The organism is Saccharothrix sp. NRRL B-16314, assembly GCF_000716595.1.
Lineage (GTDB): Bacteria > Actinomycetota > Actinomycetes > Mycobacteriales > Pseudonocardiaceae > Actinosynnema.
In genome coordinates this window covers 1-14710 of record NZ_JNXC01000030.1, presented here as the reverse complement: position 1 = coordinate 14710, position 14710 = coordinate 1, and the positions used below count along the sequence as shown (strand labels likewise).

Sequence of the window (14710 nt, the reverse complement as noted above, 5' to 3'; positions counted from 1 at the left end):
GCCGGGACCGCGTGCCTCACCGGGCGGGGTCAGCCGACGGTCTGGACCCCGGACCCGACCCTGGAGGTGCCGCTCGGGCAGACCTGCACGATCCGCCACGAACCCGGGCCGACCCAGGCCGAGTAGTAGGTGTAGCCGTTGCTGCACGAGAGGTACGACCGGAGGTACCCGGAGTACACGTTGCAGTACCGCTCGACGGCGTTGGAGTAGAAGTAGTTCGTGCAGGACCACGACGCCGCGATCGACGGCGCGGCGTCGACCGCCACGGCCTGGATCGCCACGGCGGCGTGCTGGGCGGGTGCGGCGGAGGCGGACTGCGCGACACCGAACGTGGCGCCGAAGAACGCCAGCGCGACGACCAGAGCTTTCAGCCCCTGCTCGAACACCGAGCGCTTCGCAGAAGTTGTAGACATCAGCGGCCTGTCTTTCCGTGAAGTCGGATGAATCCGGACGGGGAGCAGCATGGACGAATACCGGACCGGTCCAGATGAAACGGAAGAGAAGTCAGCCGGCTGACCGATATCCGGCCCGGACGTGAAATACGCGCGCATAGCACGGCGACCCGACCGGCGGAAGTCCCGGAAGCAGACGCTTCCACGGGTGCCTCATTCCACTAGCCCGAACGGGGCACCATATGCCGGTCTTATGTTTTGCTTACGAGGCGACTGGCACACTCCTAGCCGGACGACCGCCGTTCGCGGAGCGCGGTATATCCGTCGGGGAAGCTCCGCCCAATGGGTGAGATGCACGTCCGAAGGGGGAGCCGCGGTGCATGACGCCACTCTTGTCGCAGGGCACTACCGGAGCGCACGGTCGAACATCGGGCGGCCGGGCAATTGCCGACTGATGAATGCCGACGAATTCTCCGCAGAAATCGGGCTGACCGCCCGGACGATCCGCTCCTACCACGGGCGCGGCCTGCTGCCGCCGCCCGTGCGCATCGGTCGGGCGCCGCACTACTCGGCCGATCACCTCAGCCGGATGCGCCAGGTGCTGTACCTCCAGCGCTGCGGGTTGTCGCTGGACGCCGTCGCGGCGCTGCTCGAACCGGACATGGTCCTCAGCCAGGTCATGCCGGTGAAACCCGCCGTCACCGAGGCGCTGCGCGGCAGGCCGGCACTCCTCGCCGAGACCGTCGAAGGAGGCATCGTGTCGTGCCGGGAAGACGGCGCGATCGAGGTGCACGCGGTCAGGGCGGTGCTCGCGGCGGGAGGTCGCGGCAGTTCGGCTGCCGGTGCGCTGACCTTGTTGGCCGAACTGGCGACGGCCATCGCCCCGCACGCCGACAACGCGCTGGACGTCGTGCGCCGGACGGTCGCCGGCTCGGCGTCGGCGAACTCCGTGAACAACCAGGCCCTGGTGGACCTGGCGGTCGAGGTGCTGCGCGCGAGAATAAGACGGGTCGGCGTGCGGAGTAAGCCCGAACACCACTCCACAGGCCGGCCCCGGCACGAACCAGGCCCGACACCGGGCGTCGCGCATTCCCCGAGCACTTCCGTCCGGCACGTCACCCGGACGGACGGTCCGCCCGCCTTTTGCGGATGACCGGCGACCATTCGAAAGAATCACCGCGGCGGGCCACCACCCCGCCCCGACCCCGGGTCGGAATCCCCGCCCGCTGAAAACCCGCCGGGGGTAGCCACCGCTACCGCGCGCGGGCCCGGTGTTCCGAGAGGCCGAATTACCACAGTAATCGCCGCCACCGGAACCCCCACCATTCGGCACCGAAGCTGTCGAGCATCGGGTTCCTGGCCTACCGCGTTCCATCCCCAGTGCCGCTGACCTGCGGGAACACGGAGCGTGGCGCGCTACTCCGGTCGAGGGATGAGACGGTCCACGGGGTTGACGGCCGTGAACGTCCTGAATACGTTCCCCCGAGGGTGGGGGGAAATGAACGACATTGAGCGCTGCCAGTTACCAGTCGGCACCCGCTAGTACACCGGGTGCGCGGTTCGCCTGCCTCGTCGTCGCATACGGGGTGTCGGCCTGCGGCAACTACCTGAACCTCGTCGCCTTGGCGTTGTTCAGCTATCAGGCGACCGGCAGCGGGCTCGGCGTCGGCCTGCTCGCCGCCCTGCGCCTGGCGGCCGGTGCCCTCGCCGGTTTCGCGGCCGGGGCACTGGTCAAGAGGTTCGACCGACGCCGGCTCATGATCGGCGCGGACCTCGCGCAGGTGGCGGCGATGACCGTCCTGGCCGCGACCACCCGCGCACCCGCCATCGTGCTGCTCGGCGGCGCGGTCGCGGTGATGGGCGCGGGCAACAGCCTGTTCACCGTGGCACTGCGCTCGGCGGTGCCGGACATGGTGGGCTCCGCCGCGAGGGTCCGGGCGAACGGCCTGCTCGTCACCGCGAAGTCGGTGGCGATGGTGGTCGGCTTCGCCGGCGCGGGACCGCTGATCGGCCTCGGCGGCTTCGCGGCGGCGTTCGCCTTCAACGCGGCGACGTTCGTGGTGTCCGCCGTCGCGCTGGTCCTGCTCCGGTTCCGCGGCCACGACGACACCACGCCCCCGCCTGACAAGGCCGTGGGCGGCTACGCCTTGGCCGGGATCGCACCGGTAGTGCTGCTGATGCTGGTTCTTCGCGGTGTCGACGCGTTGGCGTCGTCGTCGCACAACATCGCCCTCCCGGTGTTCGCGAGCACCGTTCGGCCGGATGGCGCCGCGGCGTTCATGAGCTACTTCTGGGTCGCCTGGGCGGTGGGGGTGCTGTGCGCCCACCGCGTCGTGACGAAGTGGGGCGGCCTGGGCACCGCCGACCGCCTCCAGCGGACCTTCGGCCTCGCCACGTGCCTGATGGCGGTGTCGTTCACGCTCGCGTTCACCGGGCTGCCCGCCCTCGCGATGGCGTGCGTCGTCCTGGTCGCGGGGCTGGCGGACGGCATCACCGAGATCGCCTACGTCTCACGCCTGCAAGAAGCACCCGACCACCTCCGCACCCGGCTGTTCGGGCTCTCCGCGACGGTCGAGACGTCCGGTTTCGCCGTCGGCATGGCGGTGGCGGGCGGCCTGCTGGAGGTCCTGCCCGCGGTCGCGGTCGTGGGGCTGATGCACGGCCTGGCGACGTGCGCGGCGATTGCATTCCTGTTCGTCACAACCACACGTAGACGCACCGGCTGAGCGGTGGGATTGGGGAGCGGCAACGTGGCCGGAAGCACCACCTACCGAGGTCCCGAGCTCGACCTCGCCGACGACGACCCCCGAACCGTGCTGTCGGCGCTGACCCGTGCCGCTCGGACGCGGCCGGACGCCGGGGTCGTGGTGGTCGACGCGGAGGGGCGGTCCGATCTGCTGACCTACCCGCACCTCCTCGACCGTGCGCGACGGGTCCTCAGTGGACTGCGCGCACACGGCGTTAACCCGGGGGATTCCGTCCTGCTCTGCGGGCTCCCGTTGGCGGACTTCTTCCCGGCGTTCTGGGCGTGCCTGCTCGGCGGCATCCGACCGGCGGTGATCGCCGAGCCCGCCGACGAGGGCTCACCCGTGGCCGAGCGGTTGCGGCACACGTGGGCGTTGCTCGGCGAGCCGCTGGTGCTCGCCGATCCGTCGACCGCGGGTCGTTCGACGCGGGCGGTCACGATGGCCGAGTGCTCCCGGCACGAACCCGCCGACGACTTCGCCGAGGTGCCGCTCGACGACGTCGCCCTGCTGATGCTGTCCTCCGGCAGCACCGGCCTGCCGAAGGCGATCGGTCTGACCCATGAGGCGCTGGTGCGGTTCGCGGCGAGTTCACGCCGAATCCTGGACGTGCGGGCCGACGACGTCACGTTGAACTGGCTGCCCCTCGACCACAGCGGCGCCTTGCTGCTCTACCACCTGATGACGGTGTTCGCCGGGTGCACGAACGTCCACGTGCCGACCGAGGTCGTGCTGGCCGATCCCCCGCGGTGGTTCGACCTGATCGCCGAGCACCGGGCGAACCACAGCTGGGCGCCGACGTTCGCCTTCCAGATGGTCGCGGACGCGCTCGCGGACCGGCAGCCGGACTGGGACCTGTCCGGTCTCAAGTCCCTGACGTGCGGCGGTGAGCAGATCCTGTTGCCGGTGCTGCGGCGGTTCCTCACCGCGTTGGGACCTTGCGGTGTCGAGGAGCGTCACGTGGTGCCCGCGTGGGGCATGGCGGAGACGACGACGGCCATCAGCTACGGGCGTCTCGACCGACCGGGCACGGTGCTGCGGGTGGTGACCTCCAGCCTGGGCGGTCGACTCGCGCACGCCGACGACACGGTGCCCGACCAGGACTGCTCGACGTTCATCGCGGTCGGGGAACCGGCTCACGAGGCGAGCGTGCGGGTGGTGGACGAGCAGGGGTCGACGCTGCCCGAGGACCGGATCGGGCGACTCCTGATCCGGTCGGTGCGGGTCACGGCGGGCTACCACAACGATCCCGAGGCCACCGCGGCGGCGTTCGTGGACGGGGAGTGGCTGGACACCGGTGACCTGGCCTTCCTGTCCGGCGGGCAGATCGTGATCACCGGGCGGCACAAGGACGTGATCATCCTCAACGGGCACAACCACTTCGCGCACGAGATCGAGGGCGTCGCGGCGACCGTGCCCGGTGTCCGGATCGGGGACGTCGCCGCGTGCGGTGTCCCGGACGACCGCACGGGCAGCGAAGCGCTCGCCGTCTTCTTCGTCAGCGCGGGGACCGACGACGCGCGGATCGTCGGTGAGATCAAGCGCTCGCTGTACGGCAGGTTGCGGTTGACGGCGGCGCACGTCGTTCCGGTGCCACCGGCGGACTTCCCCCGCACGCCGGCGGGCAAGGTCCAACGGTCGAAGCTCCGCGACCGGCTGCGGCCCGACCGCCCTCGCCGTGACGTCGCCGGACTCCGACGGCTGCTCGCCGACGCCGTCGCCGAGGTGGCCGGGCAACGCATCGGCGACCGGGAACCCTTCTACGACGCCGGTTTGTCGTCCGTCACGCTGGTCCGGCTCCGACGCCGCCTGGAGGAAGGGCTCGGCACGCCGGTTCCGCAGACCGCGCTGTTCGAGCACCCGACGATCGAGGCGTTGGCGCGGCACCTGGCCGGTGGTGGATCGGCCACGGCACCTGAGCCGGCACCGCCCGCGACGCCCGACACCAGGATCGCGATCATCGGGCTGGCCGCGCGGTTCCCCGGAGCGGCATCGGTCGACCAGTTCTGGCTCAACCTGCGCGCGGGCGTCGACAGCACCCGCACGTTCTCCCCCGCCGAGGCCGCGGCGGCGGGCGTGCCGGCCGAGCTGACCGCCGATCCGGGACGGGTGCTCACGATCGGAGCGCTGGACGACGTCGACGCGTTCGACGCGGAGTACTTCGGCATGACGCCGCGTGAGGCCGAGTCGACCCACCCGGCGCAGCGGCTGTTCCTCCAGAGCTGCTACCACGCGTTGGAGCACGGCGGTTACGCCGGCGCGGCGGACGCCCGGATCGGGGTGTTCGCCGGTTCGGGAATGAACCTCTACGGCCACCAGGGGATGCCCACGACCCGATCGGACGATCCCGCCGAGCGGTTGCAGGCGGCCATCGGCCGGGAACCGGACTTCCTCGCGACGCGGGTCGCCTACCGGCTCGGGTTGACGGGTCCGGCGATCGGCGTGCAGACCGCGTGCTCGACGGCGCTGGTCGCGGTGCACCTGGCCGTGCAGTCGTTGGTGAACGGCGAGGCGGACATGGCGTTGGCCGGTGCGGCTGCCGTGCACCTGCCGCAGGAGTCCGGCTACCGCAGCTCGACCGGCTCCATCCTGTCGCCTTCCGGGCGTTGCCGGCCGTTCGACGCCCGAGCCGACGGCACGGTCGGCGGCAACGGTGTGGCCGCGGTGCTGTTGAAGCGGTTGGACCGGGCGATCGCGGACGGCGACACCGTGCACGCGGTGATCCTCGGCTCCGCGGTCAACAACGACGGCTCGGGCAAGGCGGGTTTCACCGCACCCGGTGTGGCGGGTCAGGTCGACGTCGTGCAACGCGCGCTGCGGCGGGCGGGGGTGCCGGGCGACTCGCTCTCGTACGTCGAGGCGCACGGGACGGGGACCGAACTGGGCGATCCGGTGGAGTTCACGGCGCTGTCACGGGCGGTGGGCGCGGGCACCGACCGCCGCGGGTTCTGCACGCTCGGCTCCGTGAAGGGCAACATCGGCCACCTGGACAGCTGCGCGGGCATGGCCGGGCTGATCAAGATTGTGCTGATGGTGAAGCACGGCGAACTGGTGCCCACGCTGAACCTCGACCGGCCGAACCCGCAGTTGCGCCTCGCGGAAAGTCCTTTCGTTCTCGGCACCGCGCTGCGGAAGTGGACCACCGACGGCCTGCCCCGGCGAGCGGGGGTGAGCGCGCTCGGCGTGGGCGGGACCAACGTCCACGTCGTGCTGGAGGAACCGCCGGTGCGGGAGGCGTCACCGCCGTCCGCCGGCCCGGTGATCGTGCCGCTGTCCGCCCGTGGTCCGCAGGCGCTCGCCACGCTGGCCGATCGGGTGCGCGCCCACTTCACCGCCCATCCGTCGCTGCCCGTGGCCGATGCCGCCGCGACCCTGGCGCTCGGCCGCCCGCACTTGCCGCACCGGGTCGCCGTGGTCGGATCGGACCCGGCCGAGCTGGCGAGCGGTCTCGACGGCGTGGCGCCCGCCGCGGAACCGTTGGGCCGCTTGGTGTTCGCGTTCCCCGGGCAAGGCGTCGCCCGGTACGGCATGGCGCGCGACCTGTACGCGGCGTTCCCCGTCGTGCGCCGCGTGCTGGACGAGTGCGAGCAGGTGTACGCGGCCGAGTTCGGGGCGGGCTTGACCCGGCTCCTGGTCGACGCGGACCCGCGGCCGGGCGAGGTGTGGCCGACGGAGACCGCGCAGCCGGCCTTGTTCGCCTTCCAGGTGGCGCTGGGCCGCCTGTGGGAGAGCTTCGGGCTTCGGCCGGATCTCGTCACCGGGCACAGCCTCGGCGAGTACGCGGCGCTGTGCGTGGCCGGGGCTATCTCCGTCGCGGACGGCGTGCGGCTGACGGGGGCGCGGGGACGGCTGGCGGCGCGGTGCGAGGCGGGCGGGATGCTCGCGTTGTGGGCCGACGCGGCGGTCGTTCACCGGATCGGGCGGGCCAGTGGCACGGAGGTCGCGGCGGTCAACGGTCCGCTTGCGCACGTGCTGGCCGGGTCGCTGGAGAACGTGCGCCGGGCCGAACAGCTGCTCGGCGAGGAAGGGCTGAAGGGGCGACGGCTGCCGGTCGACGGCGCGTTCCACACCGCCCTGCTCGAACCGGTGCTGCCGGCGTTGCGGGACCACGTCCCCTCGCTGCGGCCGGTGACGGTTCCGTTCGTCAGCGGCCTCGACGGGCAGGTCAGGCCGGTGGGGTGGCGGCCCGACGCCGAGTACCTGGTGCGGCAGGCCCGCAGGCCGGTCCGGTTCGACCTGGTGCTGTCGGCCGTGGCGGAGCACACCTGCCTGGAGGTCGGGCCCGGTGAGGTGCTGACCGACTCGGGCGGTCACGGCTGGTTGGCGGGCCTGCGCGCCGATCGGCCGGCGGTGGTCGCGGTGCTGGAGGCGTTGGGCGAGCTGTACGTCCGCGGCGCCGACGTGTCCTGGCCCGACGTCGTGCGTGGCGGGAGGCGGGTGCCGATGCCTGAGTACCCGTTCGCACGGACGCGGTTCCCGGTGCCTCCCCAGGTGGAACCGCAGGTGAACTCGCAGGTGGAACCGGCACGGGAACCGGTGCCGCCGGACGTGCTCGATGCCGTGCGCGAGGCCGCCGCCGAGGTGCTGGGGCTGCACGTCGACGCGGTCGCGCCGGACGGTTCGTTCTTCGCGCTCGGCGCGGACTCCCTGGCGTTGATGAGCTTGGGCAGGGTGCTGGACCGGCGGTTCGGGATCAACGTGCCGATGCGGACCTTGATCACCGAAGCCGACACGCCGCGCAAGCTCGCGTCGCTGGTCAAGCCCCGCACCGCGCCGCAGCCGGCCCAGGTTCCCGTGGCCGCGCCGAACGGCCTGCGGGAACCGAATGACGCGCGAGAACCGAACGGCGTGCGGGACCTGGTCGACCGCCAACTGCACCTGAGTGAACGCCTGGTCGGCCTGATGGAGCGCCAACTCGCCGCGTTGTCCGCTCCCGACGTGACTCCACCCGTCCCCGTCCCCGTCCCCGTCCCCCGAACCCGCGCACCGCAGCCCGTTCCGGTGCCCGAGCCGCTGATCACCGCCGAACCGGCGTCGTCCTGCGACTTCAGCCTCTACTTCTTCGGCGACTACCCGGAGCAGGACGAGAGCGACAAGTACGCCTTGATCACCGCGGCGACCGAGTTCGCCGACCGGCACGACTTCCACGCGGTGTGGCTGCCGGAGCGCCACTTCCACTCGTTCGGCGCCCTGTTCCCCAGCCCGCCGGTGCTCGCGGCCTGGTTGGCGGCCAAGACGAAGCAGATCCGGCTGCACGCCGGTTCGGTGGTGCTGCCGCTGCACAACCCGATCAGGGTCGCCGAGGAGTGGTCCGTCGTCGACAACCTCTCCCACGGGCGAGTGGGCCTGTGCGTGGCGAGTGGTTGGCACGCGAGGGACTTCGCGCTGGCTCCCGAGAACTACGGGCGGCACAAGGAGTTGGTGCACGCGCAGCTGGACACCGTTCGCCGGCTGTGGGCCGGTGAGGCGATCACGACGAAGTCCGGCAGCGGTGACGACGTCGACGTCAGCCTGTACCCGCGACCGGTCCAGTCCAGCCCGCCGCTGTTCCTCGCGGTCGTCGGCAACCCGGACAGCTACCGGCGTGCCGCGGAACAGGACCTCGGCGTGGTGACCAACCTGATGACCCAGACGGTCGACCAGCTGGCGGACAACATCGCGCTCTACCGGCGGACACGGGCCGAGCGTGGGCTCGATCCCGCGGCGGGGCGCGTGGTGGTGCTGGTGCACACGTACCTGGGGGCCGACGCCGAGCAGGCGCGGGCCGAGGCGTTCCGGCCGTTCTGCGACTACCTGCGGTCGACGCTGTCGCTGTTCGACCAGGTGACGAACAGCCTCGGCTTCGAGATCGACCTCGAGAACACACCACCGGCGGACGTCGACTTCCTGTTGGAGCGGGCGTACGAGCGCTACTGCGCCTCACGGGCGCTGATCGGCAGTGAGCAGACCGCCGCACCGGTGGTCGACCGGCTGGTGGCCGCCGGTGCGAACGAGATCGCCTGCTTCGTGGACTTCGGCGTGCCGACGGACGACGTGCTGGCCGCGCTGCCCGCAGTGGATCGGCTCCGGCTCCGACACCGCTCACGGCCGCTGCCGCTGTCGCCCGCGCAGCGGCGGATCTGGTTCCTGGAGCAGCTGCACCCGGGCAGCAGTGCCTACCACGAGCCGAAGGCCGTCCGGTTCGACGGACCGCTGGACGTCGACGCGCTCACCGGTGCGCTGAACCGCGCCGTGAACCGGCATCCCGAGCTGCGCGTCGTCTTCCGGGAAGTGGACGGGGAACCGCACCGGGTCGTGCTGCCGGAGATCGACCTCGACTGCCCGGTCCTGGACTTCACCGGGTACGACGAGCAGGACGCGCTGCGGTCGGTGCTGGCCACGGAGGGCAAGCGGGTCTTCAGCTTGCCGGACGGTCCGTTGATCCTGGCCCGGCTGCTCAGGTTGGGACCGGACCGCCACCTGCTGTTCCTGGTGGTGCACCACATCGTGTTCGACTCGTCGTCCAGTGCGGTGCTGGTGGACGACCTCGCCGCGCACTACCGGGCCTGGCCCGCGCGACCGGTGGGCCTGGCGCCCGTGGCGGTCCGCGCTCCGGTCGAGGCCGATCCGGCGGCGAAGGACCGCGATCTGGCGTTCTGGCGGCGTGAGCTGGCGGACCTCCCGGTGCTGGACCTGCCGACCGACCGACCGCGCGGCGGGGTGCGGACCGGTGCGGGAGCGAGCACCACACGGGAGTTCGGGCCGGACCTGCTGCGCGACCTGCGCTCGTTCGGGGCCGAACACCGCACGACGGTCTTCATGTCGCTGCTGAGCGCGATCGGGGTGGTGCTCGGCCGCTTCGCCGGTCAGCGGGACGTGGTGGTGGGGACCGCCGTGGCGAACCGGCCGCCGGGCGCCGAACGGGAGGTCGGCCTGTTCCTCGACACCGTCGCGGTCCGCCTCGACCTGTCCGGCGATCCGGCGTTCACCACGCTGCTGGACCAGGTCAGGGAGCGCACGACCGCCGCCTACGAGCACCGCGACGTGCCGTTCGACGAGTTGGTCCGGGCGCTGAACCCGGAACGCGACGCGGGGCGGAACCCGCTGTTCCAGGTGATGGTGGAGTTCGAGCAGGAAGGCGAGGTGGCGTTCGACCCGCCCGCCCTGTCGGCGCGGTTGCTCGACGTGCCCAGCGACCGGGCGCCATTCGACCTCACGATTTACCTGAGCCAACACCGCGAGGGCGTGCGGTGCATGATCGAGTACGACACGGCGCTGTTCGACGAGTGCAGCGTGGCGCGGGTGCTGGACTACGTCGAACTGGTGCTGCGCCGGGCGATGGCGGCTCCGGCGAGCCGGCTCTCCGAGTTGACGCCGCTCACCGAGGGCGACCGGGCCGCGGTGGGGTCGTGGCAGGGTGCGCCCGTCGACCCGCCGGGCCTCTGCCTGCACGAGCTGGTCTCGCTCCAGGCTCAGCGCACGCCCGACGCGGTCGCGTTGCTCGGCGACGGTGTGGAGCTGCGGTACCGGGACGTGGACGAGCGTGCGAATCGGATCGCCGCGCGGTTGCGTGCGCGCGGTGTCGGGCGTGGCGATGTGGTGGCGGTGCTGCTGCCACGAGGGCCGGACCTCATCACGGCGGTGCTCGGCGTGCTCAAGAGCGGCGCGGCCTACCTGCCGCTCGACCCGGGCCTACCGGCCGCGAGGTCGGCGTTCTGCGTGGAGGACAGCTCGGCGGTCTTGCTCCTCACCACAGCCGGCGCGCCGGACTGGGCCGGACTTCCGGTGCAGTTGGTCGAAGACGTGGACGGGTCCGACTTCGTGCCGGGCGGCGGCAGCCCGGACGACCCGGCCTACTGCATCTACACGTCGGGCTCCACCGGGCGTCCCAAGGGTGTGCTCGTGCCGCACCGGGGTCCGGTGAACCTCGTGCGCTGGCACTTGGAACGGCACGACGCGCTGCGCACCGCGCAGTGGACCTCGCTGTCCTTCGACGTGAGCGTGCAGGAAATCTTCACCACGCTCGCGGCCGGCGCGACCCTCGTGCTGGTGGACGAGGAGTCCCGCCACGACCTGGCCGCCGTCGTGGCCCGGTACCGGGTGGAGCGGCTCTTCCTGCCGTTCACGCCGCTGAAGTACCTGGTGGAGGCGCAGCCCGAGCTGCCGTCGCTGCGGGAGGTGTTCTCGGCCGGTGAGTCGCTGGTCCTCACGCCCGCGCTGCGGCAGTTCCTGGCCGGTCATCCCGGGTGTCGGCTCCACAACCAGTACGGGCCGACGGAGGCGTCGATCATCGTCACCTCGCACCGGGTCGATCCCGAAGGCGAGCCGCGCCCGCCCATCGGCACGCCGATCGACGGCGTCCGGCTGCGGGTGGTGGACGCGGCGGGGAGGGACGTGCCGATCGGTGTGCCCGGTGAGCTGCTGATCGGCGGAGAGCCGGTGGCGCTGGGCTACGTCGGGCAGGACTCGCCCGCGTTCGCGCCCGACCAGGACGGCGCGAAGGTCTACCGGACCGGCGACCGGGTCCGGTGGCGGTCCGACGGGACGGTGGACTTCCTCGGCCGGTTCGACGACCAGGTGAAGATCCGGGGTCACCGGGTGGAGCCGGGTGAAGCGGAGTCCGTGCTGGCGGGGTTGGACGGCGTCGTGGACGCCGCCGTGGTCGTCCGGGAGTCCCGCGGTGAGCCCGAGTTGGTGGCTTACGTCGTGCCGGCACGCGCGGAGGCCGAGGTGGCGTCGTACCAGCGGGACTTGGAGCGCGTCCTGCCGGACCACCTGGTGCCGCGGCGGTGGGTTTCCCTGGACCGGTTGCCGCACACGGTGAACGGCAAGCTCGACCACTCCCGGCTGCCCGTACCGGCGGGTCCGGTCGCGGAGCCGGCGCAAGGCCCGTCGACCCGCGCCGAACGGCTGCTGCACGACTCGTGGCGGGCGGAGCTGGGGGTCGACGCGGTGCCGGTCACCCGATCGTTCTTCGAGCTGGGAGGGCATTCGCTGACCGCCCTGCGCCTGGTGAACCGGATGGCCCGCGACCACGGCGTCGAGGTGACCATGACGGAGTTCTTCCGGACCCCGACCATCCGCGCCCTGGCACGCCGCCTCGACGACGGCGTCGTGGTCGACACGGCCCCGATGCCGTCGAGCCTGCGCCGGCTGTGGCAGCGGCACCACGAGCGGACGGACCCGTCGGTCTACAACGTGGTGCAGCGGGTCGACATCGACGGTGAGCTGGACGTCGCGGCGTTGACGCGGGCGTTCCGGGAGGTGGTGCGCCGACACGCGGCGTTGCGCAGCAGGGCCGTCCAGCGCGACGGCGACCTCCTGGTCGAAGTCCTCGCCGCGGTGGAGGTGGACCTGCCCGTCACCACCCTGACGGGTGATCTCGACGTCGACCGGTGGTGCCGGGAGGCGGCCGACGAGCCGTTCTCCCTGGGAGAAGCACCCCTGTTCCGACTGCGGCTCGGCAGGCTCGACGGGTCGCGGTGGGTGCTGGTGGTCGTGCTCAACCACGCGATCTGCGACGCGTGGTCGCTCGGCGTCCTGTGGCGGGATCTGACCGGGCTGTACGCGGGTTCCCCGGCACTGCCACCCGTTCAAGCGCAGTACCCGGACTACGCGAGGTGGGAGCACCGGCAGCTCAGTGGCGACGGCAGGGCGTCGCTCGAACGGTTCTGGCGAGCGGAACTGGCCGGTGTGCCGCTGCGCCCTGCCCTGCCGGTGGACCGCCCCCGTCCGGCACGGCTGTCCGGACGCGGGGGCCTGCACGAGTTCGTCATCGGCCGTGACGTCGCCGACCGCGTCGGACGGGTGGCCGCCGAACTGGGCAGCACCCCGTACACGGTCTTGGTCAGCGCCTACGCGGTGTGGCTGGCCGCCCGGTGCGGGCAGCCGGACGTGGTCGTGCCGGCGTCGAGCGTGAACCGGCTGCGGCCCGAGCACGAGGACGTGTTCGGCTTCGTCGGTGACGCGGTCCTGCTGCGCGCACGGGTGTCCGCGGCGGCTGATTTCGCCGACCTCGTCGCGCGGATGGGCACCACCGTCTACAGCGCGCTCGACCACCAGGCGCTGCCGCTGACCGAGGTCGCGCGCCTGCTCGACCCGGACACCGCGGACGCCCTCTTCCCGACCACCCTGTTCACCGTCGTCACCACCGGGCCGGCGACCTTCTCCCTGCCCAACGCGACCGCCGCGGTGCACGTGCCGGCGCGGGAGGGGTTGGCGCGCAACGAGCTGTACGTCGTGCTGGCGCCGTCCGACGACGGTCTCCGGGTGGTGATGGAGTATTCGACCGACCTGTTCGACGAGACGACGGTGGTGTCCTTCGGTGCGACGTTCGCCGAGACGCTGGCGAGATTGACCTACGACCCGCGGCAGTCGTTGCGGCAGTGGGTGAGTGCGCCCAACGGGTAGGACACCCCCGCTGCGCCAGATCATCGAATCCGCACCAACCCCGGCATGATTCCCTCGCCGTACGGTTGAATTCACGCGTCCGTGCGACCTGGTGACGGACCGTGCCATTTCCGGCCAGTTCCCTTACCTGGTCGGGTGATGACGTACGAATGTCTGTTCGACTATTGTTCGGGTATGGATGTTTCGCCGGTGTTGTTGAGCGAGGACGACGTGTTCGCCGCCATTGCGGAGGTCGAAGCGTCGATTCGGGCATCGCACCGGCGGCGGCTGGAACTGCTGGCGCAAGTACTGCGGTGTGGTTATGACCTGGATGCCTATCGGCGGTTGACGCGGGCGAATCCGGCGGAATTCAAGCAGTGGGCGGCGCAGGTGGAGTTGTTCCTGCCGTCGGTCACACCGACCGGGCAGCCACTGCCGCCGCTGTACCGGGCTACCGGTGCCGCGTTGACGGAGGGCGTGTTGTCGGAGGGGCATCTGCGGGAGTTGACCCGGGCGTTCACGACGTTGAAGTTGCCGGACTGGTCGGAGGAGGTCCTGGTCGAGGCAGCCGGGTCGGTGGAGCCGAAAGTGGTCCGGCAGCTCGCCGACCGCATCCGGGACCGGGTTGAGCAGGACTCGATGGACGAGTTGGACGAACCTGCGGCCGAACCCGGGGATGTGTTGTACGTGCGGGATCTACCGGGTGGGCGGGTGGAGTTCTGGGGTGAGTTGTCGGCGGAGACGGGGGCGCGGTTCACCGCGATGCTGGAGCCGTTGGCGACGCCGCGTCCGGAGGGGCCGAAGGACCGGGCGCACCGGTTGGGCGAGGCGTTCGCCGATGTCGTGTCGCTGGCGTCGCGGTCGGGTGATCTGCCGTCGGAGGCGGGGGAACGTCCGCACATCAGCGTGACCCTGGATTTCGAGACGTTGCGGCGGGGTGTGGGGCACGCGGTGTTGGACGGCGACCGTTATCTGAGTGCGGCGCAGGCTCGGCGGATCGCGTGCGACGCGAAAATTCTCCCCGTCGTGATGGGAGGTGATTCCGAGGTGGTGGATCTGGGGCGGACGAAGCGGACGGTGAGTGTCGCGCAGCGCAAGGCGCTGCACGCCCGGGATCGGGGATGTGCTTTTCCGGGGGTGCGCCACGAGGCGCTGTCAACCAATGTGGAGGTGAAAGACCTGCACCGCTGTTATGTCGCACCATAA

Annotated in this window: 5 protein-coding genes; 4 read left to right on the top strand and 1 reads right to left on the bottom strand. The window is 71.4% G+C overall.

The window, feature by feature from the left end:
• Positions 1-29: 29 nt before the first annotated feature.
• Complete coding sequence (locus OQ02_RS31220; RefSeq protein WP_156077422.1) at positions 30-413, bottom strand: hypothetical protein; 384 nt, start codon at positions 411-413, stop codon at positions 30-32.
• 433 nt (positions 414-846) lie between these two features.
• On the opposite strand from OQ02_RS31220, the gene OQ02_RS41485 reads away from it, so the two are divergent.
• The 4 genes from OQ02_RS41485 (at position 847) to OQ02_RS41480 (ending at position 14710) form a co-directional block, all read left to right on the top strand.
• Positions 847-1545 carry a MerR family transcriptional regulator gene (locus OQ02_RS41485; protein WP_051773011.1) on the top strand — a complete coding sequence of 233 codons (699 nt, stop codon included), beginning with the start codon at positions 847-849 and terminating at the stop codon, positions 1543-1545.
• A gap of 355 nt (positions 1546-1900) precedes the next feature.
• Positions 1901-3118, top strand: coding sequence for an MFS transporter (locus OQ02_RS31210; protein ID WP_156077421.1), 1218 nt, complete (start codon positions 1901-1903; stop codon positions 3116-3118).
• A gap of 24 nt (positions 3119-3142) precedes the next feature.
• A complete protein-coding gene (locus tag OQ02_RS31205; RefSeq protein WP_033442233.1) occupies positions 3143-13525 on the top strand; it encodes a hybrid non-ribosomal peptide synthetase/type I polyketide synthase in 10383 nt (3460 codons plus the stop codon).
• Positions 13526-13606: 81 nt separating this feature from the next.
• Positions 13607-14710: a DUF222 domain-containing protein gene (locus OQ02_RS41480; RefSeq protein WP_156077420.1), complete on the top strand. Its 1104-nt coding sequence runs from the start codon at positions 13607-13609 to the stop codon at positions 14708-14710.